This is a genomic window from Bradyrhizobium sp. DN3 (assembly GCF_041357655.1).
GTDB lineage: Bacteria > Pseudomonadota > Alphaproteobacteria > Rhizobiales > Xanthobacteraceae > Bradyrhizobium.
In genome coordinates, this window is sequence record NZ_JAULLN010000016.1 from 159,066 (window position 1) to 185,615 (window position 26,550).

Sequence of the window (26,550 nt, forward strand, 5' to 3'; positions counted from 1 at the left end):
GGCCCACGTACGAAACGAAATTGATCTGCTGGCTATGTTAGCGACCCCCATCTACATCATCTGCTCTCCTAGCCCGCAGGTCGGTAAAACTCTCATCGCTCGGGCCATGAGCGAGTTCTTGCTGCTGAAAAACGGCACAGTTCTGTCATTTGATGTCAACTTGAAAGAGCCATCATTGCTCGACTACCTCCCCAACATCACGGAGACCGCGGATGTGATCGATACTTACGGCAAGATGCAGCTGATGGACCCTCTTGTCATCCACGATCGGGTACCCAAGGTAATCGATCTCGGCTTTCACGCCTTCGACGAATTCTTCAAGATGTGCGAGGAGATCGGCTTCATGAAGGAGACGGCGCGCTGCTATGTCGCCCCTATCATCCTCTTCGTTGCGGGCGCTGACCGCATCTCCTTTCGTGGTTACGAAATGCTGCGGCGGCGAATTCCGCCGGGGTCGCTGGTCACCGTCCACAATGAATTCGTGCTGCGCGGCGGATTACCTGAAGCGATGGATGGCGAGCGGGTGCTTCGGATTCCCGCGCTTCCGCTGTTCCTCAAGAGATATATAGACCGAATTAGCTTTTCCTTCACCGGATATCTGCGCAACGAGAAGGACTGGTCCACCGAGCTGCATCAATGGATCCGACGGAATTACAGCATGTTTCGCGATCTGGATTCGAGTGTGATGCTGCGAAAGTCCTATCGATCTCGGGGGACGGATATCGACAGCCTACGTTGCACAAGGGCTACTTGAGATTCCGATCTGCTCGCCATCTATTCGTCCGGCTTATGAGTAGTCTTCAATGGCGCTCTCAACGGGACGCGAACGCATGAATTGCGGTATACGAATCTTCAGGTGGATTGCGCATCTTTACCGTGATCGTCCGCACGGACCACGCGACCGGCAATTGACGGCAGCTCATTCGCCGAATGGCTCATGTAGACACGCTCGTCCTCGAAATGATCGAGGACTGTCTTCACCTTGGCGGCTAGGCGGATCGACGGGCCCTTCCATCACAGGAGGCTCATAGATCAAGGCCGAGTTTCCCGAGCACCTGGTGCATGACCGCGCTTTTGATCTCGCGGGCGATCTCGTTTCGGATCTGGGCTCCGAGCACCCGCTCGGCATCGGCATCGCCTGTCAAACCTTCCTCGGCCAGTCGGCGATTCAGACGGGTTTGAAACTCTTCGCCCATCGCGTCGACGAGCCGCTCCTGCATGGCAGCATAATCTTCGGGCGCGATGCGCCTCATCACGCTTTCCCACGGTTGCCAGCGCGTTGCCAGATAGTCCGGAAATTCCGCCGCTTCCTGATTCCGCACCGATGCCTCGGCGCTGGCCACATCGTCCTCGGTCACGTGAGAGACGTTCATGAAGCGCATGTCGGGAGCGATGTGCCGCAGCTCGAGCGGGTCGCGCAGCTGGGTCTGGTAGGCAAGGTAGACCTCGATTTCATCGACGTCCGCGTCGGGATCGGCACGACGAAGCGAGTTGACCCTCTCGCGCGCGATTCCGTCCAGCGCTTCCAAGCGAAACATGACGCGGCCGTGTTGGAGCAGTTCGCCCAGTCGCCCGTCATAGACGCCGTCCTCGACATCAGCGTTCAGGCGTGCGGTCTGCATGCCGTTCCAGGCCAAAGTAATGCGATCTTCGCAGCTCTCGTTCGCTCCCGAAGCCAACTCGAAATATTGCTTGCGCAAACGCGGCCTGACGGCTGCCTGCCGCAAATCTTCGGCGACGGCCTGGCGGAACGTCTCGTTGCCATAGCTCACGGTGCCCCGGAGCCTGTCGAGGAAGCGTGCATAGTCCGCGGCCCCCGCTTCATGGGCGAAGTGCTGCCAAGTCGCCATTGCCGTGGGCTCGCCCTCGAGCCAGTCCGCGGCAACCTCTTGCAGGGACCGCGGCTGAACTTCCACCGCTCCATCCGCGGTCGAGAAGAAAACCTGCGGGCCGGCATAGTTTCCGGCATGCATCGCTGTTGCGAGGTCGGCCTGCACCCAATCGGCGAGCGGATTATTCTCCAGATCAACGCTCGAGTCACGGCTTAGCTGCGTCAGCAGGGTCTCGGGCACGCTGGTCAGCTGGTTGTTGCTGGCGCCGAGCCACAGCAGCTCGGGCGGGACCGTCTCAGGTAGGCTGGTCAGCCGGTTGTGGCTGGCGCTGAGCCATTCGAGCTCGGCCGGAAGAGGCTCGGGCAGGTTCGTCAGCTGATTGTAGTCGACGTTCAGACGCTGGAGCCCGGCTGGAAGCTCGGGCAGGTGGGTCAGGCGGTTACCGCTAGCGTCCAACTCCTGAAGCGTTGCTGGAAGGGGTTCGGGCAGGCTGGTCAGCTGATTGTTGTCGACATTCAGCCGCCGCAATCCCGGCGGCAGCTCTGCGGGCAGGCGCGTCAGCCCATTGCTGATGGCATAGAGCCGCCGCAGGCCAGGTGGAAGCTCGGGTAGGCTGGTCAGCCGATTGTTGCTGGCGTAGAGCCGTCGGAGGCTCGCCGGAAGGGTCTCGGGCAGGCTGTCGAGCTGATTGTCGTCGACATTCAGGCGGCGCAACCTGGCCAGAATGGACGCCGACAAGGCGGTCAGGGACAGAGACGACAGATCTAGCGGCTCATTGAGATCACCCGTGCCCCGCCAAGCCCTCGTTCGACTTACCGCCTGTTGCCGATCCTCATGTTGCCCCTGCCCGTCTTCGGCAGCCCAGTCCGCCAACACCTCGTCCTGCGAGGCAGCCGCCTCGGCGGCGGACGCCTGCACGTCCGTCAAGGCCTCTCCCCACTGCGATGCGGCCGGAGAGCCCGGTTCGGAGCTTTCCGAATCGGAAGTTGCGGAAGGAGTACCAGCACCAAGCTGTTCTGCATTCATCGATATCGTCTCTTCGGTAGCAAAATGAAGCGAACGCGCCGGGGCGGCGCATCTTAGAACCGGTAACCCCCGCCATGGATGACGCTCCACCGGCTAACTGCAATGAGGTCTCACGCACTGCTGGCGCGAATACGCTGCTGCGAGTGCTACCGAGTAACTTCAGAAGGTGTAGCGAACCCAGGCGAAGTCTCGCTCGTGGATCGGTTGATATTGGAGTCTATCCTGGTGTCCCCTGCCAGATCGCCGCCCGTTGAGCCGGACCTGCCAGCGCGCAGCGACGTTCATGATACGAGAGCCAGCTGTCGATAAGCTGACGGACCGCGGAGCGAGGAAACTGACGGCCCCCATCAATTTCTCAAGCTTAGGCTCAGCGCTCCGCAGACGAATCACTTCGAGCTGGGCCGACTGGTGCCGGGTGCCGGCACGCCGGCAGCGGGACGCTTAGGCTGGCAACTTTGCTGTCGCTTGCGGCGAGGCGGTCCCACTTCCCCCTGCGTTCAAACGCTTACGCTAAATAGCTGAGCTAAATAGCTTGCAGCCCATCGCGCCTAACGCCGCTCGGCCTTGGCTACGAGACGTGGCGCGCACCCGATGTTAACAAAACGGGCTCGCTAAAATTTCTCCGATGACGAGTTCCCAGCCATTTTGACATCGGCCACGAAGACCGGACCTCCCGCCTCGGCTCACCGTCGCACATCTCGACGGGCAAGCGCTGATGAGGCGGTACTTGACCCTTACGCGTTCGACTGAATGATCGAACAGCTGCATCTGCACTGGTGCGACACAGAGTTTCTGTATGTCGAGCTCAATGTAGTCGATCCGCGCCGCGACCAATGAACTCGAGCATCGACTGTGCCTCGTTGATCTCGCGTGAAACACGTCTCAAGATCCGTATTGCTATCTCCTCCGTCGCGATCAGTCCCGCTCTCTCGCAGGCTAACCCAAAATGATGCATCACCTGCTCGTCAGAGGGCGCGATACGATTCTGCAACAAGCTGGTCGTCAATGACGAGAGCATGTGCTCGACGACGTCGTTCTCCGCCTGGCTCAAGACCTAGTCCTTCTGATTTTTTGTTCAGTTCTGTAATCTTTGGCCACCACATCGCGAGAGTGTCGCTGCGAAGGATAGTGATCTTTCGACACTGCCGCTTCATGCCCGTTGAACGCTGCAATCGAGATTTATTTGGTCGGTTACCTCACTGCTCGGACCGCTTCTCCTCAGGGCGTACGGCTTAGCCGTGAGTTGCACGATTCTGATAGCTCCACAGCGGCATTCCGCTCTTTTGGAGTGCCGACCGAATGATGCTGCAAATATGGAAAGCGTCCCTAATTCCGACCTTCCCAATCAGAACGTCGTCAAGTTGCGATACACGAGAAACTATTCTCTCGCAAACGTCCCGGCCGGCCTGACCTCCGGCCTTTCGGCTCAACGCGTTGCAAGTCGTGGCGTCGCCCCACGATCTTCCGGCGCGGACGCTTTCCTCGAAACTCGGCAGAAATCTAGATTGAAACTCAACCGTCGCCTTTTGCTGGAACACCGAATGGTCGACGCATTTGCTTGTCGTGCGTGAACACCACTGTTGAGAATTCAACGATGTCGCTGGCGCGATCGATTTCGCCTAGCGCCCTCGTGAGGCTGGTTTGAAAAGGACATAAGACCTTCCGAGCTTTCACCGCAGGGCTCTGTGCGGCCATCAGTGCTGCCGGTCATCGCCTCTGGCCGGATATGAACCGTCTATTCCGTTGGAGTACTTGCTTGCGAGCGCGGGCGGTTCACCCAGCGCGCTTTCGCTGGACCGCTAAGAACGCGATTACGGCTGGGGTCAGCCATATTCTGCTGCCTGTATCATTCCATCATCCATGCCATTTCGCGACTCCAACTAGTCAGTGTACTTGACAATGGCTGGCCCGGCGCCCCGTGCCGACGGTGCAAATGGCTTTCCTGGCCATCGTCCAAAAGCTGGCAATCAGCAGGCCGCCCCCTCGATCTCCATTTTGCGATGCGCCATCAACGCCTGCCAAGCGGGCCTTTATCTTTTACATCTTTTACGCATCAGCAAGCCTACAACCTGTCGCAGCGTGAGATTCAAGCTATTAAATCGGTCTTCTGAGGCCGACTGTGCACAGCCGGATGTCGATAGCAATGATTGTCCGTGGAATGCTCATTTGGCTCGACAGTGCGTCTAGCCGACATTTGCCTCGGATTGCCAAGATCCCAACCCCGGCGCGTGCGTTTCTTTGATTGGGTGCCGCGTGCCGGGGATCGCAGTCAGGCTGGCTCGCCTTCCTCAACAATCGCCCCCATGGCTTTCCCATGTTGTTGATGAGGTCCACCTCGCCCATAAATTATTTATCGGGTAAGCGATTGCGAATGCCCGGTAGCACCGCGGGACTGGCCAGCATCAGAGAGGAGGCGATCGCAATGAAGCCGCCACCGCTTTACGCGGCTTGGGCCGCTAGAGCTCGACATCGCTACGTTCCGAGGCGCGAGCTGTGTCCCAAGTCAGGTCGCGCCCAGCCTGAACAGGCAACAAAGCCGTCAAACGCTTGCAAATTCCGCTGCCATCGACCATGGGGACATGCGTTGTGCGTTAATAGCTCCTGCTTGAGCCGTCCGCGTGTCGGACATGGATTTGACTGCTCTCCGGTTCTCGGTTTTTCTTCGCGCACCAATCAATCCTGTGGAGCGCAGGAATTGTGCAAGGCACACGATCGCAGGTGAAAACGCGAGGATCTGCCGCGATTTCTCGTCACACGCGCGGTGTAGGGTGATATTGATTGATAAGAGTTGCATACATCGAACTGCTCGCCGAAAGAACGGGCGGAAGTCGCAAGTCCCCGGATGCAATTATTCGGCAGGAATGCGGAGCCAAGGAATGGCCGCTCGATGACGATCGCCATGCTTGATACTCCAGGGACGAAGTGATCTACATCTGTGATGACTTCAATTGATGATACATTAAGTGAGATCAGATGGCTGCGGAACGAAATCTGGCGCTGCCGTCGATTCCTTAAAAGGGACCTACCTGGCGCGGAGCGCAAGGCCGTTGAGAAGCGTCTGCTTGAACAGCTTTCTGCCTTTGAACGGCTCTTGTCGACGGCGTTTCCTTTGACCTTGAGCCCTAAGGTGTATTCGGCCAAGAGCATCACGATCGGGCGAAGCGACTCGCCTGAAGCGCCCATCGAGAACGCCGCAATGGCATCAAGCGGTTCCTTCGGGAAGTCGATGGGCGGCTAACAAAAGAGGTTTCCTAGCTCTATCTGTACCTTGAGCCCGGCAGTCGAGACCAAGCTAATCCCCAGCTGAGAAATCTGAGGAAGACGCGATCGAACAAACCTCCAACGCTAACATTCCGGCGATCTTTGCCAGTTATAGGCGATTTAGCCACCTGCCGGAAAATGCTTGGTTGTCGACCACAACGCCATAGATTGATGGGCAGCACGGATTCCTGCAGATGTCCGGCCGTAACCGCCACAGTCTACGCAGATTGTCCTTCCGACCAGTTACAGCGAGCCGATGGCAATCTCACGATGGCCTCAAAGTCGGCGAATGGCTGCAGCGCTGAATAAAGCGCAACTGCTGCAGTACGAAATCGAAGTTCAGAGCGCATTACAACCTCGTAACACGCGTGGGCGCACTATCGATCGCTGATCGAGGCCAATCGATTCACAGAGCTCAGTCCCCCTGATAGATGAACTGCGGCTCGGCAGGCTGATGCTTCAGCCCGATCGACTTTCGGCCACCAAGCTGGCCAAACTCCGGCGCCCGTCAGTCTGAACCTCACCGTCGCTCGATTTCTGCAACTACCACTCGGACGCCTCACTCTCGATGGAGGACGACCGGAAGCCTGTTGAGACGCCGTCTCGGTCCGTCGTTTCTCTCCGCCGCGGTTGGCATCATGCGGCGGCATTCGCCGCGCAAGTTCTTGAAATTGTCCCTAAGACAAAACATGGCCACGTCCACATCGCTACGCCCTGTAAAGCGGTCACAGAAGCGGATCACGTCTGGTCTGCACGACATCAAGACTTGCTCGGCCCGCCGATCTCGCGCGCGAGCGTGTCCTGTGCACCACGTGGCTGCGATCGCGATCGCGACGAGGGCGGCTGCACAGCGATGCGCATTGCAAGTCCAGCCCATTCGTCGCTCTTGATTCACCAAACCTGTCTTCAGCCGCATATCCATCACTATTATTCTTTGCCCCGCGAGCGTAATCTGTGTACCGGATTGGGCGCCTCGGCAGCCGCGGTCGCGCTGTTGCAGGGCAGCCGCAATGATTACGGCCTCCTGAATCATCGTCCCGCCATGCGCAACACGCTCATTGCGAAGACCGAGATACAAGAGAGATCGGCCGTTTAGCGCTTGTGTGGCGATGCTGGCTCCCAATATGGCGTTCTGCTTCGCAATGCCTACAACCTGACGCTACGGTCGATTCAAGCACTTTGAGCGTCCGGCATGTGTGAATACGTTCTGAGCCGGGCATAGCCACATTGGGGGCAGTAGGACGAACTCCCGACAACTGCACGCCTGACCGGCCGCCCCCGGGGAGGAACGTCACCGATGTTGGTGGATGACGCTCAGCCTAGTGTGGGGTTGAAGGCTCAAAGGGCATCGAGACGATCAGCGACAAGCTGCGTCGGCGCAGCTCGCTTTGTTCGCGGTCCTAACCAGCTGACCTGCAGAGTCAAAGAGTTCGGTACGATGGATTTCCGAGAAGCACAGAGATTTGGACCGACAGGCCAGGATACCGTGGCTGGATGGTGATTGTCGCAGCTGTCACGTACCGTCGATTCGACAGCCTCAAGCCGCCTGCTGCTATTCACGGTGCGCAATTGCTTGAAACCAGCTCAGCAGCTTCGACCTTGAGCCCCGCTGGCACGCCCGTTGCTACTAACACCGGCAGCGCGTCAGCCTGGCTGCAGCCTAGCCGGAAACACGGAAGACACCATTCGTCGTTGACTGCTGCAGGTCTTTCTGCGGACGGACGCGGACCGCGCGTTATGTTCGCGATTCCACGATCTAGAACAAAAGCGAGACTTCACATGAGCAAATTAGCGGTACGCGAGCTTTCCTTGGCCGGCAGGTTAAGTGTTGTGGCCGCAGCCATTCTGGTTTCGCCAGCAGCAGGCGCCAATGAGGATTTGATGAGGGCCGCCAAGCGGATTTTCAAGCCGATTCCCTCAATCGTTCCAGCGGTGAAGGGCAATCCTATCACCCATGAAAAGGTTACACTTGGCAAATCCTTGTTCTTCGATCCGAGGCTATCGGCGAGCGGGGTTATTAGCTGCAACACGTGTCATAACCTTGGGACGGGCGGGGTAGATGCAGGCCCGACGTCGATTGGTCATCGCTGGCAGCTCGGTTCACGTCGTGCGCCAACAGTCTATAACGCGGTCTTCAACGTGGCGCAGTTCTGGGATGGGCGCGCGGCGGATCTTAAGGCGCAGGCCGCAGGCCCCGTCCAGGCCAGCGTCGAAATGAATGCGACGCCCGATCACGTGCTCAAAACATTGAATTCAATGACCGATTATGTCGTTATGTTCAGTAAGGCTTTTCCCAACGATGCGGCGCCCGTTACGTTTGAAAATTTCGCCAAGGCCATCGAGGCTTTCGAGGCGACCTTGATTACTCCCGCCGCCCCCTTCGATCAGTACCTCGAGGGCGATGAATATGCTCTCAGCGATCAGCAGAAAGCCGGGCTAAAGCTATTCATCGAAAAGGGATGCTCCTCTTGCCACAACGGAATCAACGTCGGTGGACAGGATTACTTCCCGTTCGGCGTCATTGAAAGGCCAGCCGAAAGCCTGCTTCCGAGGGAGGACAAGGGTCGTTTTGCCGTCACCAAGGATCTCGGCGATGAGTATGTTTTCCGTTCGGCGCCATTGCGCAACGTCGCATTGCGCCCGCCCTACTTTCATTCTGGTCAGGTTTGGAATCTTAAGCAAGCGGTTGGCGTGATGAGTGAGGTTCAGCTTGGCGCAAAGCTCAGCGATGAAGAAACTGACGAGATTGTCGCCTTTCTGAATTCGCTCACCGGGCAGCTGCCAAAGATCGATTACCCGATACTGCCCACGCGCACCACTGCAACCCCAAAGCCCTCCTTAGACAAATAGGCCTTCACGATAGCGACAAGCTACGTTGTGATTAGCGAGGAAGATAGCGCTGCCGCAGCGAAATCAGGCGATGTCGCGGTCCAAGCTGGAGCATTCAGCAGGCCCAAATTGCGAGCCTCGAGTCCCAACCCGTTCGTCGCTGACGCAAGAATTCCTTAGGGGCCTGTCAAATTATCTATCCTGGGCAGCTCATTCCTGGGTCACCTCGCGTTGCAACGAAAGGCCCGCGCGCCCTGAAATGCGCCCGCAACCGGTGCTGCGAGGAAGACGCTCTCCCGTAGCTCGAGGGCGCAGCATATCATCTCACATCAGCCCTTTTTTCAAGCGCCCGGCAGCCGACCTTCTCCTCCGCGCACATCGGAAGGTTCGCCAAATCGGATGGCATGGACTTGTGCATCATTGACGAGTTTTACGGCCGCATGTTTGCCAAAGGACCATCTCCAATGCGAGAGGCGATGGGTCATCGTCGGCTTCCATCTCGTAGCTCCCGCATGTGCGGTTGGTGACGCGAGCGTCCAAAGCCCTACAATAAGATGCGGCGATTTAAGACGCCGGGTGGAGCCCGATACAAAGCCTCCCCTTGCCGCTAGCCGCGCAGATATTCCTTGAAACGGCACGCGGATTGCTGGGTAGGGATCAATCAGTTGCCGCGAAGGAAGCGGTCGCGGCGGAGCCGGAGTTCCAATGAGGCTTATCCGATTCATCCTGATCGATCTGGCTTTGATGCTGCTCGCACCCGAGAATGCAGAGGCCATGACTATGGCGACCGGCGCAAACTTCAAATCGGCTATGAAAGCTGTGGGATCCTTGATGCGGATTTCCGGCCCCGAGCCAGTATTCAGTTCTGGCGTGAGCCGACATCTTTACCGTCAAACCTCTCAAGCCGCGCCATTTGAACATTCAGCAGAAGCCCTCGGCCCGGCCAACCAGGCTGAGACCCTCGCGCTGCTGGAAAGGCGCTTTGCCTCTCATTGGCAAGCGCACCGCGCAGCGTCCGATTGTCACGATGCTCGCGGCGCGGAGATGCTCAACAAGCCTCTGGTCTTAACTCCGATCTGCAGTCCGCCGCCGCACCTTATGCCCTCACGTGAGCAGAGACGCCGTGCTGGAGCGGCACAGACTGGATTGTCGCAAGTATGGCCATCATCTCCATTGCAGCGATTGTGCTCGTGACTTGGACTGGAAGATACAGCACAGGCGCAGGTTCATGAAAGAAGCAAAAACGGACTATATTGAGGTTGCGTTCAAGGGCTCTCTCGCAAACATTCCGCTACATGCGCAATTCAGCCTACCAGCCAAAGGCGTCACAGCGATTTTTGGTCCGCCCGGGTGCGGCAAGACCACACTCGCGCGCTGCATCGCTGGCGTGCAGCGTCTGCCGAACGGATTTTGTGCGGTCGATGGAGAGATTTGGCAGGATGAGACCACGTTTCGACCGCATCATCTGCGTCCCGTCGCATATGTATTCCAGCCACCAATTCTTCTTTCTCATTGGTCTGTACGGCGCACCCTTCTATACAACGCGTCAAAATCGACACCGACACTGATCGATTTTGATGGTGTGGTCGAATTGCTCGCCTTGGCGCCACTGCTCGAGCGTTCGCCATCACATCTTTCCGCGGCCGAGCGACAGCGACTTGCCATTGGCAACGCGCTGTTAGGCCAGCCTCGGCTGCTTTTGCTGGACGATCCACTCATTGTGCTCGATCGCTCCGCAAAATGCGAGATCCTGCCATTTCTCGAGCGCATGCGGGAAAAGCTCCCATTGCCGATGGTCTACATCAGCCATGACATCGCGGATATCGAGCGTTTTGCCGATCATCTTGTCATGATGAAAGATGGCGTCGTGACTGCGGCCGGGCCCCTCAATGTCGTTCAGAGCGGCCCGGCGCTTGCCAGGCGCGGCGAAGCGGCAGTCTGTCTTGATACCGTGGTCGGCGGCTATGACGGACGCTATGGGCTAATCATGCTCCGCCTCAAGGGGGCGCGCCTTCTGATACCTGGAGCGCCGCTTAGACCGGGCGCGCAGCTGCGGCTGCGCATCGCAGCCGGCGACGTCAGCATTGCGTGCGAGTCCCCGCGCGCAAGCTCTATCCTCAATGTATTTCCGGCACGCATCAAAGCCTCTTTGCCGTTCGACGAGGCTGAGGTCACCTTGATTCTGACTCTTGAAACTGGCCGTTCTGGCGTGCCGCTTTTGGCGCGCATCACGCGCCGCTCCTTTGATGCGCTACGGCTCAGCAATGGAGCGGACGTATTCGCGGAGGTCGCGCGCGCCGTTCCGCTCGGGCTGCCGAGCGGTTGCTTGCAACGCCCGCCACATCCGCATGAGAACGTTCGACAGCTATGCCCCGATACGAGAAACACATCAACAGGATCCCGGCCGTGATCGATAATGTGGATGAGATAGATCCGTATAGTGTGGGGGCAATTCTCTACCGTCCAAAAGACGATGTCGATAGGCTACTGGCCGATTTCGCTCAGGATATCGCGCAGCAAGGCGTACGCATCGGCGGCATCGTGCAGCGACACTCGAGGCGCGCAAATGGCACGCACGTCATGCTCGCAATCGACGTTGCGACGGGACAAGAGATCTCGATTTCTCAGCCACTCGGCAGCGGAGCTATGTCCTGTAATCTCGATACAAATGGGCTTGCCGAGGCCGCAGCTGTCCTTTCCCAGGCACTTCGCAACAAGATCGATCTCCTCGTGATCAGCAAATTCGCCAAACAAGAAGCAGCTGGCCGGGGCCTGCGCGCCGAATTCGTTGACGCGATCACCCGAGGCGTACCAGTCCTGACAGCCGTTCCGAAGAAACGCCTTGCCGACTGGCGAACCTTCACCGCGGGCGTTGGCACGCTGCTGCCTTGTGATCGTCAATTCTTGGAGCAGTGGTGGTGCGATATCTCAACGCGCGTGGCGCGCAGCGGGGCCTTCAGCCCCAGCTGCGGTTATTTGGGGACGACGATACCGGACGGCTTGATGACGACAGTGAGACTGTCGAGCACGTCGACTCCGAAATCGCCCATCAGATTCCTTCCCCGCCTCCGAAAACAGCCTTAGCTCTGGCGGCCGCTCCCACGCTCTGTGCCACCGTGATGCCTTGCGAACGTGCCGATTGCGGACGTTCAATGGCGAGACGTCGCAGTTCAACCAGCTCGCGCGCTAACCAGTTCAAGCCGACATCAACCCCTCAGTCGGTTCTGCAGTGCCTGCCGGTCGCCGACGAGATTGCTAAGGTTCAGGTCTGGCTGCCGTCTTCCCGCCAACCGCCTGGCCAGCGCCCGCGTACCGTCGAGCACAAAGACACCGCAATCGTAGCCGTTCCTCTGTTGGCGTATGGGGGCGTTTTGCAGGTTGGCCCCCACGCGTTGTGCGAGCATTGCTGCAGGGCTATCATTGTGCCCCCTGGAGGAGTCGTAGTGGTAAGCAACGGGATTGTTGCGATCGCGGCGGTCCACCAGCAGCAGCGACCAATGGGAGCCGCGGTGATTGAGGTCCGTAGCGCTGGCATCGTTCATCGGCAAGAACAGGAAGTCGGCTGTATCATTCCCATTCCGATCATCGACAATGCGATGGAATGCGCGGAGCGCGTCGGCCTCAGTACCCTGGCCCACCCGAAAGGCCATGAGAGGATCTACAAACCGTATCCGGGCGGCGAGGTTGGGATTGCTTCCCTGCAACTCCTGCGACAGGAGCTCGTAGTCCCGCTGGATATTGCTCGTCGCCCAGCCAGGCCCTGGCTCCGAGCACCCGCCCGCTGGCGGTCGCACAAAGGTCGAGTGTTCTCATGACTTTTTGTGTGTGCTCGAGACGACTGTCAACTTAGTGCTGATCGACGCTCCAAGCGCGCGAGCATGCCTGTACCAAGCCGCTGGGCTGGCTTCGTTGCGACAACGGATGGCATATAGTTTGCTTCACCAGTGAGGTCACGATCTACAAAAAGCAAATTTGTGAGGACAGCATGCTCGGAATTGGAAGTCAGTTGCCGCCGTTCGAAATCACAGGCGTGAAGCCCGGCTTTCAAGCGCAGGAAGAAGAAGGACAGAGTGCATTCGAGACGCTGACCGAAACGAGCTTTCCAGAAAAGTGGAAGATCATCTTCTTCTATCCCAAGGATTTTACCTTCGTCTGCCCAACCGAGATTGCTGAATTTGCTCGGCTTTCCAAGGAATTCGCCGACCGCGATGCGGTTGTGCTGGGTGGTTCGACTGACAACGAGTTCTGCAAGCTCGCTTGGCGGCGCTCACATGTCGACCTGCACAATCTACCAATCTGGCAGTTTGCCGACACAAAGGGAACGCTCGTCGATGGTCTTGGCGTGCGTTCACCCGAAGGGGTTGCCTATCGTTACACCTTTATTGTTGACCCCCAAAACACGATCCAGCACGTCTATGCGACCAATCTCAATGTCGGGCGCAGTCCTAAGGACACGCTCCGCGTTCTGGACGCGCTGCAAACAGACGAGCTCTGTCCATGCAACCGCGAAATCGGCGGCGAAACCCTGAAGGTTGCTTGAGGCGCAGCATGTCGTCGATTGAACAGCTGAGCAAAACGATTCCCGATTTCGCCAAGGACGTCAGGCTCAATCTGACGTCCTTGGTGGCCGATGAGACGCTCTCGCCGCAGCGACAATATGGGCTGCTGCTGGCGAGCGCGATCGCCACCCGCAATGCAGCCGTAATTGCCGCAATCGAATCGGCTGCGGTCGCCGTGATGACGCCTGTGGCGATTGCTGCGGCGAAATCCGCTGCCTCGGTGATGGCGATGAACAACGTCTACTACCGATTCGTTCACCTCGCCTCTAACCCGGACTACAAGACGATGCCACCACGGTTGCGTATGAACGTGATCGGAAGCCCTGGTGTTGATAGGTCAGATTTCGAGCTGTGGTCGCTTGCGGTTTCCGCCATAAACGGCTGCGGTGCTTGTATCGATGCCCACGAGAAGACGCTGCGAGCCGCGGGCGTTAGCTCCGAAGTGATACAGACCGCCGTGCGCACTGCTGCAATCGTGCAATCAGTGGCGACCGCAATCGAGGCCACCGGGCCGAGCCCCACCCAGGCGACGGCCTAGTTCCTCCTCCGCCATCCGGCCGATCGTTGTGGCGCCACGCAGCGGCGCCACACCAGTGCTTTTCGGGTCCCTGACGGGCGTCATACCCGCAAGGCACCTCTTGCGTGACATCACCTTTGAAGCGTGCCTAGCTCAAATTTTCACGCACCGCGCCAGAGGCGAAAGTGCGCGAACGATGCGGTGAGATTCTAAGGTCGGTTAGCGCCTTCCGCTGCACATTCACCTCATCCTCACCCAAACTTGAACAGCACCCCATATCCGCCACGCGGATAACTCCACTGGATATCGCCGGTTGGCTCGGCGATCACGCGGCAGGTGCCGCACTCGATGCACCCGTCGACAGTTATCTCAACCTGGCCATCGTCGTTGAGCTCGTAGCATCGCGCGGGACAGGCTTTCAAAAGTGCAAGTAGCTGCGGCGACGGCGTCGTGTGCGCGCGGACCTTGACGTGAGGGTGACCGACGTCGACAAGATAGCGGTTATAATACAGCTTATCTTCGACGCGCATTGAGGGTTCGACATTCATGCTTTGGCCTTCCATTGTTGGACTTCACACTTTTGCGGTCAGCGCCAGGCCCGGGCAAAACGACAAGCATCGCCGAACAAACCTGCCCATGACCGCGCCTTGACAAAGGATTTCAGGGTCGCCTTCTCCTTCTCAGCCTTGGGCGTACCATCGACGCGCACAAAGTTTTGCATCGCCTTGGAGATGAGCTGCGGATAGGTGAGAAAGAAGTTTTGTGAGTGGGTATGCATCAGGGGCGGCAAATCCCTGTACTTCTTTAGATCTTTGATCACGAAGGAGTCGTCCAGCATCTTCTTGTAGATCGACAGATTTGTTGCACTCATCGGCTCGCCGCGCGATTTCACCAAACCTATCGCTTCGGCGGCGATGCGGCCGGAAGTCATCGCGAGATTGGAGCCCTCACGATGAATGGCATTGTTGAGTTGGGCCGCATCGCCGACTACGACCCAGCCTTCCCCATAAAGCTGCGGGATCGACTTGTACCCGCCTTCAGGAATGAGATGCGCCGAATATTCCTTGACTTCGGACCCTGCTATCAGGGGCGCCACAGAGGGATGCCTCTTGAATTGATCGAGCAAGCCGTAGGGCGTCTGACCCGTGCGCTGGAAGTCGGCGACGAGACAACCGATGCCGAGCGAAATGCACTCTTTGTTGGCGTAGATGAAACCCATTCCGGTCATGCCGCGGGAAATGGTACCGGCCGCCTCGATCACGACGCCTTCATCGCCCTTGAGATTGAAGCGCGCCTCGATAGTCTCGCGAGGCAAGAAGTGCATCTCCTTCACCGCGAGCGCAACGTTATCGGGCGTCGGGCGCGCGCGCAGGCCCGCGCGCGTCCCGAGCAGGCCATTGACCCCTTCGGCCAGCACGACGACATCGGCATGTATTTCGCCGTCTCGGCGATCTGTACGAACACCGACGATCCTTTCACGCTCGTCCCGTGCGAGCTCGGTGACCGTCGTCTCGCACAGCACAGTCGCACCAGCCTCCCGCACCTTGGAAGAGAACCATTTGTCAAACTGGGCGCGTATAATCGTGTAGCGGTTCGGCCGTTCCTCGTTGAAGTCGTCTGAACGGTAATGCATGCCGACATGGGAGCGATCGTCCATCATCCAGAACCGCTGTTCGATCACGTGACGTTCGAGCGGCGCCTCATCTCGAAACTCGGGGACCAGCTTTTCCATCATGTCGGCATAGAGGATGGCGCCCTGCACATTCTTCGATCCGGGATATTCGCCGCGCTCGAGCTGCAGCACCTTCATGCCGCGTTTGGCCATGGTCAATGCTGCCGCGTTGCCGGCCATACCGGCTCCGACCACGATCGCATCGAATCTCTCTTCAATCATCATCATCTCCTCTAGACGGCGATCCGGGCGCGCGAATTCGGCAAAAGCCGGGCACGAAATGCGGCCGTCAGCGCCGGTAGCAATTGCATGGCGTCACTGACGATCGCGAGATGGGCGAAGTCGAAGATCGGAGCGTTCTTGTCAGTATTGACGGCGACGATCAGATCCGCGCCCTCCACGCCAACCCGGTGCTGGATCGCGCCGGAAATGCCGGCGGCAATATAGAGCTTTGGCCGGATGGTTTTGCCCGTTTGGCCGATTTGCCGGTCAGACGTAACCCACCCCTTTTGCACCAGAGGACGCGAGCAGCCATATTCGGCGCCAAGCAGAGTTGCGAGCTCGCGCACCAACCGAAAGTTCTCAGGCGATCCCAGCCCCAGGCCGCCCGCGACCACGACATCGGCATAGGCCAGATTGGACGTTTCTGCATCGCGGTCGGGTAGGAACGACAATACTTTTGTGACAATATCGTCTTCGACAAGGCCGAGCGGATGGACGATGATACGAGCGGCATCGCGTACGACGCGCTCAGGCATCGGCATGACCCGCGGGCGGACGGTTGCCATCTGCGGACGATAATTCAAGGTATAGATCGTGCAGAGCAGCGAGCCGCCAAAAGTCGGACGCGTCGCCGCAAGCGAACCATCGGCGTCGACGTCCAGCGCGGTGCAGTCGGCAGTGAGCCCCGTCGACAGTGTCGTCGCCACGGAACCTGCGAGATCGCGACCGAGCGTCGTCGCCCCCAACAGAAGGATCTCGGGCTTGTAGGTGTTGACGAGTTCGGTTAGCGCTTTGGTATAGGATTCGTTGCGGTAATCCGACAAAACATTGTCGCTCACAAGATAGGCCAGATCGGCGCCATAGCAAAAGGCTTCAAGCGCGGCGTTACGTGTGTGCTGCCCCTCCGGACCGATAACGACAGCGGCAAGATTCACCTTTAGCCTGTCGGCAAGCCTGCGCCCCGCACCCATGAGCTCCCAGGAAACCGGATGCACCTGGCCGCGCTCCAGCTCGACGAAGACCCAGACGTGCTTATACGCCTTAAAGTGCTCCGGCAGTTCTTTTTTGGCTGCTGCGCGGCCGGCCGCCGCCGGCATGGCCGTTTTGGTGACATTGCTCATACTCTAAATTCCCCTCAAAGATAGGCGCGCCCGCGCCACAGGTTTTGCTTTTTAGCTTCGTTAACTGAAGATCACTTTTGGTCAGCAAGTGGCCGGCTGCTTTGCCCCGTCTGCTTGGTCCGACCGGCCGCACAACAAGACGCGTCGTCGCGATAGACGTACCGGTCCGGCCGGATTTGGAGAGGTCTTCCACACTGGACCCCTGCGCGCCGGGTTCGACGAGCGCCACCGCGGCGGCCAGGGCGCCGCGGTGATTCTGACCGGTCGCTTTCATGCCTGAGTTGGCGAGTCCGTTCGCTGCGCAATACCTGCGCGTCACTTTCGGCACAGCGGCGCCACATTGACTGTGACGACGAGGGCGATCCTGGCAACGCACCTGTCACGCCATCCATGCCGAGCCTCCAGCGCCGACAACCCGTATGGGCCGACGTTGCCCCTCTTCCTGACGCATGTTGCTATCCGCCATGAGATGGATACAAACCTGCGCGGAATCGGGGACCGGTTTGATGCGGGCGCTGTACATACCCTCTCCAGGTGTAGCGCGAACGGGCGACTTATCCATTGACCACCATCTCACCGTCGATACGGAACTTCGATCGCGTCAAAGACCATTTCGAACGGACCTGGCGCGATCGTAGGCCACGAGATGATGCCGCAGCGCTCGGCAGGCAGTAAAAGCAGCATCATGGGTCTTCCTTCAATCTCATCTCGGACGACTACCATCTGTCGGCATCGATGATCGGATCGGCAGGACAACAGCAAGTGTCGTACCAGTTGCAAAAACCATTGAAAGTCAGTCGAAAGTAATGGTTTGGCAGACACTTGAAATAGCCGCTGATACCGTGGACACGACCAGTCCAGACATGGGTCGGGAATACGACAGGCGTCGCTCGGGTCTTCGCTGCAGAGAGTTGACCCGGATAAAGACGAAGGCTGCACATCGGGTTGCCACGGCGCCCCGTCGGGCAAACCTTGCTTGCAGTGGAGCGCGAGATCACTTCAGCTCGCTCAGCGGGACAAAGGCCGCGGCCTTCTTAGGGTCTGCGACGGCATCCTTCAAAACCTTGAACACTCGCTGGTCGATCGGTGACGATGCCACGAAATCGGCATAGGCCTGCTCCAGCATCGCCTTGCACCGAGCTCTGATTTCCGGCTCTGCGGCACCAGCAAATTGCTCTTTGGCAAAATATTGTCCCATGCGCTTTAAGATGTGAAGGCGCGCGACATTCACGATTTTAGGGTCGTAATCGACGCCAAGCAGCGAAAAAAAATCCTCTGCCGACGAGGCCTTGCTGAGCCGATCCAGGATACCGGCTGCCGGGGATGAGTTGATCATCGAAAATCCTCCTTCGGATTAGCTCTGGACGTTTAAGGAGATGGGGCGGCTCCTGTTGACTGCTGCCGTCCTGCCTCGCACAGCTGTCCGCATGGCCAAAGCCTGACTCCGGAAAGCGGTGCCCTCAACTTCGCTGCTCCAGATCGGCGGGTCCGCCGGTGACGACGTCAGTTCCGATGAAGATCCGGGATCAATCGCCAAACCACGATCGAGGTTGACGCTCGTCAGGACGGTCGCCGGACCGGAAATCAGCCGCGCGAGAAGACGCCGATTGGCAGTCCGGGGACGGCTCGCCATTGGGTAGGAGATCACAGCATGTATGGCGGAACGGCAAGTAAGATCTGGAGGTGAGATCGCGCCAGGGGATCTGACGTGCGAAAGCTGGACGCCGCTTGTGCCCATCAGCGCTATCGGACACCGTCCTTGCGGCCCGTCGGTTTGCGAATGGTCGACGCAAATGCTGTTGGACACGGCTTTTCACGCGGGGTGGGTTGCCAGGCATCCGCACACGTCGCGCCAGATCGCCGCCACGGTTTCGCGCTCGACCGGCCGCTTGTGCTCGATGGCATATTTGCGGACTTGCGACAGGATCTGTCTGGCTTGATCGGCGCTGGCGACGAGCTGCAGTTCATCGAGTAACGCGGTGATCGCCCCAAGTCCGGAATGCTTGCCGATCACAAAGCGGTTGCAGCGGCCAAGCAAAACGGGATCAAGCGATTGATAGGTGCGTTGATCCTTCAAAAGGCCATCGACATGAATGCCGGATTCGTGCGTAAATACATGCTCTCCGACGATGGCCTTGTTCATAGGAATCGCACGTGCGGCCGCGGCTGCAACCACCGCGGCGACGTTCTCGAGCTCCGGGAGTATGATGCCGGTCTCGCGCCCGTAGAGCTGCTTGAGTGCGACCGCGACTTCCTCGAGCGGGGCATTTCCGGCCCGCTCGCCCAGCCCGATGACGGTCACTGAGGCGTGGCTCACGCCAGCCTTGATAGCGGAGAGCGTGTTGGCGGTTGCGAGTCCGAGATCATCGTGACCGTGAAATTCGAGTTCGAGATCGGTGGTCGCACGCAAATTCCTGACCAGCGCGTAGGTTGCGTCCGGATCGAGCACACTGAGCGTATCTGCAATACGAAAGCGACGCGCGCCCGCGGCTTTTGCAGTTGCCATCAGTCTGATGAGAAAATCGATGTCGGCGCGGGAGGAGTCCTCACCACCGACGGCGACCTCAAGTCCGCGCGCACAGGCATAGCCTACCACTCGCTTCACCCGTTCCAGCGCCAGGTCGCGATGACCACCTAGCTTGGCCGCGATCTGGACATCGGAGGTCGGGATCGACATATTGATCATGGACACCTTTGCTTCGATCGCCGCGTCGACATCCGATTTCCGCATCCGGCACCAAGCTATGGTGGTCAGCGGAAGATCTGCTTCGACAATGGCGCGAATGGCGGCGATCTCCTCGTTGCCCATCGCCGGCGTTCCCGCCTCGATCTCCGTGACTCCGGCCCGCGCCAGCGCCTGCGCGATCGCCAGCTTTTCCTCTGTGGTGAACGCAACGCCAGGTGCCTGCTCGCCGTCGCGTAATGTCGTGTCGTTGAGCACGGTGGGCTTGGCGCGCACCTGGTCGGACCAAGACGATTTGGCGGCGGTGCTGGCGGAAATCACGCGAGAGCTCCTCATTGTTTGATCTACCTAAGCTTCAGCAACCAGCATGCCAGCCCGCCGTCCCAGGCAACCCACTGACGAAGCTAACGCTTCGGTCCTGGACCTTCTTCAGCAAATGGATTGTCGCAAATGCGACAGGCCCATGAAGCGGACGCCTTGCCTGTTGCCACGCCGAGTTCGAACGCTAATGCAATTGCGGCGCGCCGGGATATCGAGAATTGTCGCGGAGCACTTTGGGCCCGCCGCCGCTTTGGACACATGGTCACTCGCTCGCCTCGAAACGGCGTCAGCCGCGCCCTCAACCTCCCGCGCGGCTTACCAAATCCGGCGAGGCCTTCGCGGATGACGGGGCGATCGCCGACCCTTGTGGCAGTTCAGATGGCCAGTCGCCGGCAACTACCGGCCGAGCCGCCTGCAACAGAAAATCGCGCCGGCGCTCGGCCATCCGGCTCTCACCGCTTTCTTCGCCGAAGCAGAGGTTGAAGTCGACACATTGCGTGCACACGGGTGTTGTGCACATCACGAGGCCTTCATCCTCGCAAAGCATGCGGTAGAAGAAGCGCTTCCAGCGCATATTGTTGACATTGCGCACGGCGAGCGGCGCGAAATGGCGGCTCAGCAGCCGAGAGAGTTCGCCACGATTGCGCAAGCCGAGAGCTTCCCACAGATGGTTTGGCTCAATGGCGCGGCGCGCGATCATCGCAGCCAGCCAGCGGCCGATATCCCCTTCCGTCGAGCGTTGCTTGAGCAAGAAATCGCGCAGCATTGCGATCTCGTCGTCGTCTTCGCACTTGAAAGCCGAGAGCTGCTCCGCGAGCTTGATCTCAAGGGAGGGAAAGTACTGCTCCAGCAAGGCCGCCAGTTCAAGGCCAGACAGGCCGGCCTTCTCGGGAAGGGAACCACCATCCATTGTGGCAGCCGCCAGGATGGACGCCAGGACATGGCGATCGAGATTGCTGTCAATGGCAATATCGGCATCTGCAGGAGGCACACCGGTGAGCAGGCTGTAGGTTGCAATTCCCCTGTGCATCTGGCTGTTGGCACCAACGGCACAAGCAGCCGTCAACGGAAGGAAGTGCGCTTCGGACATAATTTTGTGGGTTTCCACAGTGGTCAGGTTTGCCCCGCCGAATCCTGGTTCTGGTCAGGGTCGATCGTCAGAATGCCGGCCTCCCGGGATGGGCGGTTTGGGAGACCGGCATCCGTCGCGCGCCTTTGCAAGGCCGCGACTCGCGACCTTTACGAGGCCGCGAGCTCGGCGGCGGTCTTGCCGATGATGGATTCGTCCACGGGCTTCATAATGCCATGCTCCATCAGCATGTCCTCGAGCTCGTCCATGGAGATCGGGGTCGGGATGATGCCTTTGCCGCCATTGTTGTGAACCTTGGTCGCAAGATTGCGATAGTGATCGGCCTGCTTGGACTCGGGTGCATACTCGAGCACCGTCATGCGGCGTAACTCGGCATGCTGCACCACGTTGTCGCGCGGCACGAAGTAGATCAGCTGAGTGCCTAGCTTCTTGGCCAACGCTTCCGCCAGTTCCAGCTCCTTGTCGGTCTGCCGCTCGTTGCAGATCAGACCGCCCAGCCGCACGCCACCAGAGTTCGCGTATTTCAGGATGCCCTTGGAAATGTTGTTTGCGGCATACATCGCCATCATTTCACCGGACATCACGATATAGATTTCCTGCGCCTTGTTCTCGCGGATTGGCATCGCAAAGCCACCGCAAACGACGTCGCCGAGCACGTCGTATGAGACATAGTCAATGTTCTCGTAGGCGCCGTTCTCCTCCAGGAAATTGATCGAGGTGATGACGCCGCGGCCGGCGCAGCCGACACCCGGCTCAGGACCACCAGACTCCACGCAGCGAATGTCCTTGTAGCCGACCTTCATTACGTCCTCGAGCTCGAGGTCTTCCACGCTGCCGGCGCTCGCTGCAAGACTCAAAATCGTGTCTTGCGCCTTGGCGTGCAGAATCAAGCGGGTCGAGTCCGCTTTCGGATCGCACCCCACAATCAGGATTTTCTGACCCATCTCGGCCAGCGCCGCCAGCGTGTTCTGCGAAGTGGTCGACTTGCCGATGCCGCCCTTCCCGTAGAACGCGATTTGTCTCAGTGAAGACATGTTGCTCTCCATCAACCGATTTGCCAAAAGTTGCGCGCTTCTTGCGCGCGAGCTTGTTTCTCTCTCAGAAACGGGGGCACACGGGTTCAAGGGAAGGAGCGCATCGCTCGTCTTACGCGTCGGCGTGCACTCAGCCCTCACTCAGTGTTGCTGCCGCTTATTAGCAACCGCCGTGCCAACGCTTGACCGCGCTCCTTAAGCTTCTGATTACGTTTCTAAAAACCAACCAGCCGGTGAGTGATCCTGGCTGTTTTGGATCTGACAGGATCTGCGCGGCTGTCAGAAAACGAACAACGACCACAACCATCAACGCGAAAAGCCGATTTGGCGGGACCTGTTCCCGATCCCTTGTGTGGAACGGAACTTGCTGCGCTTCTCGCAAGGCGGGCGATTTGAGGAGAGTGAATATGCCGGTCGGGCTCGAAACCTGGCGGACTAGCGGCAGTGTTGCATATACGGTACGGCGCTTGGTGCGCTGACATTGGAGATGATCGGCAAGAAATTCGAATGGGCTCCCGGAAGCAGCAGCGCCGTGCCAATCGTTCAGCTCGGCGCGCCTAAATAGGTATATCGTGGCGACAATCATCTTTTATCAGAAGCCCGGCTGCGCCACTAACGCGCGTCAGATTCAAGCGCTGAAGTCCGCCGGCCACAACGTGATCGCCCAAGATATCTTGAAGAAGCCATGGGATGCGGAGGAATTGCGCGGCTTCTTCGGCAATATGCCCGTCGGCTCCTGGTTCAACCGAGCTGCGCCTCGTATCAAGTCAGGCGAAGTCAATCCCGATACCATCGACGCGGCAAGCGCACTCGCATTGATGGTGGGCGATCCGCTCTTGATACGACGACCGCTGATCGACGTAGACGGGGCACGATGTGCCGGACTCGATCATGAGCCCGTGCTTTCGCTGCTTGGCCGCAAGACGCAAGATGATCTCGAGGGATGCTTGCACGAAGCAAACCGCGCGCGTTGTCCGCAGGCGTGAGGAAACGGCGGAGCGTACCCCCAAGGCCATCAAACGAGGCAAGGAATGACGTTTCCCACTTCCGGCTTCCTTCATGGGTCGTAGGCGACGGGACCTTCGCTGAGACGCCCGCGCGAGTGGCTGCTCCGTAAGTCGGCGTCGCCCATATTGCGCTCGAATGCCGCGCTTCTCGCCTTTGCAGTGTGTGAGAGAAGTCGCCGCAGTTGCCGCCTTTATCACGCATGACCTCCGCGGCCTGGATTGGATCAGAGCACCAAGCCGAGAGGCAGTTTCTTGAAGAGATTCGGCTGTCTTGAATTGAATAACGATCAGAACAGACCACCACGCTTCGCGGCCGTGATCCTTATGCAACTTAGCGGCATAATTGCGCTACGGCCGCTCCCATTTTGATCGGCATCAAATCCTCCGCCATTCCCCATGTGTGACAGAGATCTCGCGCGGCTCTTCGCGCGAATTTTTGGAATGGAGAATTCGATGAGAACAAGGACAGTTCTGACGACGGCATCGCTCCTCGCGCTAGCGACCTCGTTGGCCAGCATCTCGGTACGGGCTGCGGATCTGGGTCCCGCGCCGGTCTACTATAAAGCGCCTCCGATCGAACCGTTCAATCCATGGATGATCCGCCTGCGCGTGCTTGGTGTTTTGCCGGATACCGCAGGCAGCTCGGTCAGTGTCGCCGGGGCGCCCTCGCTGTCCTCACCAAGCTCTGGGCTTTCGATCAGCGATCGAGCCATACCCGAGCTCGACATCACCTATTTTTTCACAAAGAACGTTGCCGCCGAACTCATTCTCGGCGTGACCAGCCATCACATCAGCGGCAATGGCGCGCTCACTGGCCTCGATATCGGTAAAGCCTGGCTGTTACCGCCAACACTGACCCTGCAATATCACTTCACCGATTTCGGCCAGCTCAAGCCCTATATCGGCGCGGGCATCAACTACACCGCATTCTTCAACCAATCGGCAGCCAATACTTTGCTCCCCGGTCTTGCCGTGACGGATTTTCGCATCAGCAACCAATTCGGCGCGGCGGTCCAATTCGGCTTCGATTACATGCTTGATCGTCACTGGGGCCTCAACTTTGACGTTAAGAAGCTGTGGCTGCGGCCGGAGTACTCCGCGACCGTAAACAATGCGATTGCCGTCACCGGGCGCGCCAATATCGACCCATGGCTTGTCAGCGGCGGCGTCACTTACAAATTCTGACGCTAGAACAGGACCAGAAAGGGGAATCCGTTTGATCAACCCGGACGCGCGGCAAGCTGATCGAGCGCGTCCCCTAACCTCACCGCAGTGCAAGCACGGAGCGAGATGACGCGTCAGGGACGCGTCATCTCGCGAGACGCGGGGAGCCATTCGCAGCATTGCTCTCGCTGTGAGCTGCGGATCGCGCGGCATGGAGTGACGGTACACCAACAGATCGACCCAGATATGATCATATTCTTGTTTCGTCGCGCGTTGCAAAGGCGCCATTTGCCTATTGGGCCCGAGAAAAAAGGCGGCACGCCGCGCCAAGATCAATGACCTGCTGTTCGCAGACCCGGAGCGGGAGGCCTCCGCTCAACCTTAGACGATCCGAGCTCTGAGCGGCCAGCTCATGGACGGACAAGCCGTCCATGCTTGCTAGCCCGGGCAAGTGGCCGCTAAGCGAAGCCTCTAGCTTCGCTTTAGCACCATCACAAGACGGTCGACACGTTTGCCCTGCTTGAGGTGGGAGTTTACGATTTCGTCAACGTCCTCGGGCGTGGTCGCGCGATACCACACTCCGTCGGGATAGACGACCATCAAGGGACCAGAGTTACAAAAGCCAAGGCAGCCTGCCATCGTGAAACCAATATCGTTGAGGCCTTGCGCTTCGATCGCCTTGCCCATTCGATCCCACAGGGCTTGCGCGCCGGAGGCGCCACAGCTGCCGTGCGGATGAGTTGGCGGACGCTGCGTGTTGCAGGCAAAGACATGATGCCTATAGAGTTGAGGAAGCTCGAATTCGGTTTCTGAGTTCATTCGCCTATCCTGTGATCAATGGGTTTCATCTGAAAGAGACAAGGTGCGAGCACATCGCCCCCCATAATCTCTTAAGGTTTAACGCCGCATCGACCAATTGATTCAACTGATTCCCACTCGCGCTTGCGAAAGCAGGCGAAATGAGCGGGCGCCATCGTGATTGTCGTCGCTGAAGATCAGCGATAGATACCTTCGCGTCCGGAGCAGCCTCCTTGATCAATTCCAACGTCTTCGGCCGTCATCGCGATCTTTCTACTCCCGCATCACTTGCTCACCATCCAACTTCTCCAAAGCAAGTTGCACACCAGATGCGTAACGTTCGTTTCTGCAACGATCGCTTGCTTTGCCCGGCGCGACTCACAATTATTGCCGAGGTTGCGACAATGTCGTTCGCTTCTGTTTCGGACACGACAAACCTCGCATAGCGTTTGACCTCCCGCTTCAACCTTCTGCAGTTCGTACGCAGAATAACCGAGACTCTCGATTATTTTGCCCAGCTCTTGCGCTATCATATCTTGGAATGAGCAGCGATCTTCATGACCCTCGTGCCGCCTATCGAGGAGCCTTTATTCTCGACGATCGCCCGGTGAATCGAGTGCTCTGTTCTGCCGTGGCGTGATCGGCTGGCCGCATCGTCCGGCGCGAGCCTACAGCATCTTTTTCGCCCTGAAGCTGGACGCTGCGTTCCGCCGCTGCCGATCTATCGTTTGCCTCAACAGATAGCGCCTGTCGGGAGAGCCAAACGAGGCAGGGATGATCGCCGAGCCACCTTTGAGGCCGCAGACCAAGCCGGCCGCAATCCCCATCGGCAGCAACGGCAAACCGGCAACACAGCGGTCCCAGATTGGGCGCACGCTTCGCACGATACACGTCAAGACGCGCTTGCAGCGGCGAATGCGGAGCAAGGAGCACGTGCTCATTAATGCATTTGCTCCTACCCGAGCTGACGATGGTGACGCCATTCGCTAAGGGCGTCGCACGAACGGAGGTTTGGCATGGCAGTTGCAACGAAGACAATAACGCCAGCTACGCCGGCCGGCCAAAGACTTCTGACACAGGATCGTCATTCCTCCTCCCCAAACGGTCCTGTCAGTCTGGGTCCCGCCATTGTCCCAGCCCAGACGATGCCCTCGGCGAACTTCCAGCCGCCGGGGGCATTTCCCGCTCGAACATATCGCCGGCAGTAAGAAGCATGTCCTGACTGCCGGCTTGATTTGGCGAGCTACCGCAAAAGCAGCTTCTTGGTGCGGCGGAGGTCGCAGAGTGCAAGGCCGCAATCCGGCGGGTTTCCCGTTTTGTCTCACAAGTCAAAAGCCGTGACACGCATCTGCCAACGCTCACGAGTACGTCGGCCTCATCCGACGGCAAAGCGCCTCAGGCAGCTTGAGCACAA

The 26,550-nt window shown here is 58.7% G+C and carries 20 protein-coding genes; 9 read left to right on the forward strand and 11 right to left on the reverse strand.

Translation table 11 applies throughout. The features are described from left to right. The first annotated feature begins 34 nt into the window (after positions 1 to 34). Entirely contained in the window at positions 35 to 754 is a 720-nt protein-coding gene (locus tag AAE027_RS23510) for a hypothetical protein (protein ID WP_130212193.1), read from the forward strand. A 271-nt stretch (positions 755 to 1,025) separates the two neighbouring features. Here AAE027_RS23510 and AAE027_RS23515 read toward each other — a convergent pair whose 3' ends face one another. Next, on the reverse strand, positions 1,026 to 2,858 hold the full coding sequence (locus AAE027_RS23515) for an NEL-type E3 ubiquitin ligase domain-containing protein (protein WP_370988716.1): 1,833 nt from the start codon (positions 2,856 to 2,858) through the stop codon (positions 1,026 to 1,028). A gap of 805 nt (positions 2,859 to 3,663) precedes the next feature. Beyond that, a complete protein-coding gene (locus tag AAE027_RS23520; protein ID WP_244550995.1) occupies positions 3,664 to 3,909 on the reverse strand; it encodes a hypothetical protein in 246 nt (81 codons plus the stop codon). A 3,989-nt stretch (positions 3,910 to 7,898) separates the two neighbouring features. Between AAE027_RS23520 and AAE027_RS23525 the strand changes: the two genes are divergently transcribed. The 4 genes from AAE027_RS23525 (at position 7,899) to AAE027_RS23540 (ending at position 12,032) form a co-directional block, all read left to right on the forward strand. Continuing rightward, a complete protein-coding gene (locus AAE027_RS23525; protein WP_370988715.1) occupies positions 7,899 to 8,969 on the forward strand; it encodes a cytochrome-c peroxidase in 1,071 nt (356 codons plus the stop codon). 684 nt (positions 8,970 to 9,653) lie between these two features. Further along, a complete protein-coding gene (locus AAE027_RS23530) occupies positions 9,654 to 10,142 on the forward strand; it encodes a hypothetical protein (RefSeq protein ID WP_370988714.1) in 489 nt (162 codons plus the stop codon). Between the two features lie 34 nt (positions 10,143 to 10,176). Further along, a complete protein-coding gene (gene modC / locus AAE027_RS23535) occupies positions 10,177 to 11,358 on the forward strand; it encodes a molybdenum ABC transporter ATP-binding protein (protein ID WP_370988713.1) in 1,182 nt (393 codons plus the stop codon). Continuing rightward, positions 11,355 to 12,032 carry a DUF2478 domain-containing protein gene (locus tag AAE027_RS23540; RefSeq protein WP_244550994.1) on the forward strand — a complete coding sequence of 226 codons (678 nt, stop codon included), beginning with the start codon at positions 11,355 to 11,357 and terminating at the stop codon, positions 12,030 to 12,032. Before modC ends, AAE027_RS23540 begins: the two co-directional genes overlap by 4 nt. Positions 12,033 to 12,154: 122 nt before the next feature. Here the strand turns inward: AAE027_RS23540 and AAE027_RS23545 are convergent, their stop codons facing one another. Beyond that, positions 12,155 to 12,598 carry a Ulp1 family isopeptidase gene (locus AAE027_RS23545; protein WP_370988712.1) on the reverse strand — a complete coding sequence of 148 codons (444 nt, stop codon included), beginning with the start codon at positions 12,596 to 12,598 and terminating at the stop codon, positions 12,155 to 12,157. Positions 12,599 to 12,933: 335 nt separating this feature from the next. Here AAE027_RS23545 and AAE027_RS23550 point away from each other — a divergent pair, with 335 nt between their 5' ends. Together AAE027_RS23550 and ahpD are read left to right on the forward strand one after the other, a co-directional pair. Then, positions 12,934 to 13,488: a peroxiredoxin gene (locus AAE027_RS23550; protein WP_091881736.1), complete on the forward strand. Its 555-nt coding sequence runs from the start codon at positions 12,934 to 12,936 to the stop codon at positions 13,486 to 13,488. An 8-nt stretch (positions 13,489 to 13,496) separates the two neighbouring features. Beyond that, positions 13,497 to 14,045, forward strand: a complete 549-nt coding sequence (ahpD, locus tag AAE027_RS23555; RefSeq protein ID WP_091881733.1) for an alkylhydroperoxidase, AhpD family — start codon at positions 13,497 to 13,499, stop codon at positions 14,043 to 14,045. A gap of 230 nt (positions 14,046 to 14,275) precedes the next feature. Here the strand turns inward: ahpD and AAE027_RS23560 are convergent, their stop codons facing one another. The 7 genes from AAE027_RS23560 to nifH all read right to left on the reverse strand — a co-directional run bounded on the left by AAE027_RS23560 (position 14,276) and on the right by nifH (position 22,167). Next, positions 14,276 to 14,572, reverse strand: a complete 297-nt coding sequence (locus AAE027_RS23560) for a ferredoxin family protein (RefSeq protein WP_091881730.1) — start codon at positions 14,570 to 14,572, stop codon at positions 14,276 to 14,278. A 38-nt stretch (positions 14,573 to 14,610) separates the two neighbouring features. Next, positions 14,611 to 15,918: an FAD-dependent oxidoreductase gene (locus AAE027_RS23565; protein WP_370988809.1), complete on the reverse strand. Its 1,308-nt coding sequence runs from the start codon at positions 15,916 to 15,918 to the stop codon at positions 14,611 to 14,613. An 11-nt stretch (positions 15,919 to 15,929) separates the two neighbouring features. Then, a complete protein-coding gene (locus tag AAE027_RS23570; RefSeq protein WP_091881727.1) occupies positions 15,930 to 17,039 on the reverse strand; it encodes an electron transfer flavoprotein subunit alpha/FixB family protein in 1,110 nt (369 codons plus the stop codon). A 994-nt stretch (positions 17,040 to 18,033) separates the two neighbouring features. Beyond that, entirely contained in the window at positions 18,034 to 18,375 is a 342-nt protein-coding gene (nifW, locus tag AAE027_RS23575; RefSeq protein ID WP_091881723.1) for a nitrogenase stabilizing/protective protein NifW, read from the reverse strand. A 477-nt stretch (positions 18,376 to 18,852) separates the two neighbouring features. Beyond that, entirely contained in the window at positions 18,853 to 20,043 is a 1,191-nt protein-coding gene (nifV, locus tag AAE027_RS23580; RefSeq protein WP_370988711.1) for a homocitrate synthase, read from the reverse strand. Positions 20,044 to 20,341: 298 nt separating this feature from the next. After that, positions 20,342 to 21,133 carry a nitrogen fixation protein NifQ gene (locus AAE027_RS23585; protein ID WP_370988710.1) on the reverse strand — a complete coding sequence of 264 codons (792 nt, stop codon included), beginning with the start codon at positions 21,131 to 21,133 and terminating at the stop codon, positions 20,342 to 20,344. Positions 21,134 to 21,282: 149 nt separating this feature from the next. Then, entirely contained in the window at positions 21,283 to 22,167 is an 885-nt protein-coding gene (nifH, locus tag AAE027_RS23590; protein WP_091882104.1) for a nitrogenase iron protein, read from the reverse strand. 572 nt (positions 22,168 to 22,739) lie between these two features. Between nifH and AAE027_RS23595 the strand changes: the two genes are divergently transcribed. Both AAE027_RS23595 and AAE027_RS23600 read left to right on the forward strand, forming a co-directional pair. Further along, a complete protein-coding gene (locus tag AAE027_RS23595; protein WP_370988709.1) occupies positions 22,740 to 23,153 on the forward strand; it encodes an ArsC/Spx/MgsR family protein in 414 nt (137 codons plus the stop codon). 462 nt (positions 23,154 to 23,615) lie between these two features. Then, entirely contained in the window at positions 23,616 to 24,359 is a 744-nt protein-coding gene (locus AAE027_RS23600) for an OmpW/AlkL family protein (RefSeq protein WP_176945384.1), read from the forward strand. A gap of 450 nt (positions 24,360 to 24,809) precedes the next feature. Here AAE027_RS23600 and AAE027_RS23605 read toward each other — a convergent pair whose 3' ends face one another. Continuing rightward, positions 24,810 to 25,157: a (2Fe-2S) ferredoxin domain-containing protein gene (locus AAE027_RS23605; protein WP_018319601.1), complete on the reverse strand. Its 348-nt coding sequence runs from the start codon at positions 25,155 to 25,157 to the stop codon at positions 24,810 to 24,812. Between the last annotated feature and the right edge of the window lie 1,393 nt (positions 25,158 to 26,550).

Coding starts and splice junctions, on each gene's coding strand:
- AAE027_RS23605 (WP_018319601.1), bottom strand. CDS start 25,157: ATGAACTCAGAAACCGAATTCGAGCTTCCTCAACTCTATAGGCATCAT.
- AAE027_RS23570 (WP_091881727.1), bottom strand. CDS start 17,039: ATGAGCAATGTCACCAAAACGGCCATGCCGGCGGCGGCCGGCCGCGCA.
- AAE027_RS23525 (WP_370988715.1), top strand. CDS start 7,899: ATGAGCAAATTAGCGGTACGCGAGCTTTCCTTGGCCGGCAGGTTAAGT.
- AAE027_RS23550 (WP_091881736.1), top strand. CDS start 12,934: ATGCTCGGAATTGGAAGTCAGTTGCCGCCGTTCGAAATCACAGGCGTG.
- AAE027_RS23560 (WP_091881730.1), bottom strand. CDS start 14,572: ATGAATGTCGAACCCTCAATGCGCGTCGAAGATAAGCTGTATTATAAC.
- AAE027_RS23545 (WP_370988712.1), bottom strand. CDS start 12,598: ATGGCCTTTCGGGTGGGCCAGGGTACTGAGGCCGACGCGCTCCGCGCA.
- AAE027_RS23510 (WP_130212193.1), top strand. CDS start 35: ATGTTAGCGACCCCCATCTACATCATCTGCTCTCCTAGCCCGCAGGTC.
- nifW (WP_091881723.1), bottom strand. CDS start 18,375: ATGATCAACTCATCCCCGGCAGCCGGTATCCTGGATCGGCTCAGCAAG.
- modC (WP_370988713.1), top strand. CDS start 10,177: ATGAAAGAAGCAAAAACGGACTATATTGAGGTTGCGTTCAAGGGCTCT.
- nifH (WP_091882104.1), bottom strand. CDS start 22,167: ATGTCTTCACTGAGACAAATCGCGTTCTACGGGAAGGGCGGCATCGGC.
- AAE027_RS23530 (WP_370988714.1), top strand. CDS start 9,654: ATGAGGCTTATCCGATTCATCCTGATCGATCTGGCTTTGATGCTGCTC.
- AAE027_RS23600 (WP_176945384.1), top strand. CDS start 23,616: ATGGAGAATTCGATGAGAACAAGGACAGTTCTGACGACGGCATCGCTC.
- AAE027_RS23585 (WP_370988710.1), bottom strand. CDS start 21,133: ATGTCCGAAGCGCACTTCCTTCCGTTGACGGCTGCTTGTGCCGTTGGT.
- AAE027_RS23565 (WP_370988809.1), bottom strand. CDS start 15,918: ATGATTGAAGAGAGATTCGATGCGATCGTGGTCGGAGCCGGTATGGCC.
- ahpD (WP_091881733.1), top strand. CDS start 13,497: ATGTCGTCGATTGAACAGCTGAGCAAAACGATTCCCGATTTCGCCAAG.
- AAE027_RS23515 (WP_370988716.1), bottom strand. CDS start 2,858: ATGAATGCAGAACAGCTTGGTGCTGGTACTCCTTCCGCAACTTCCGAT.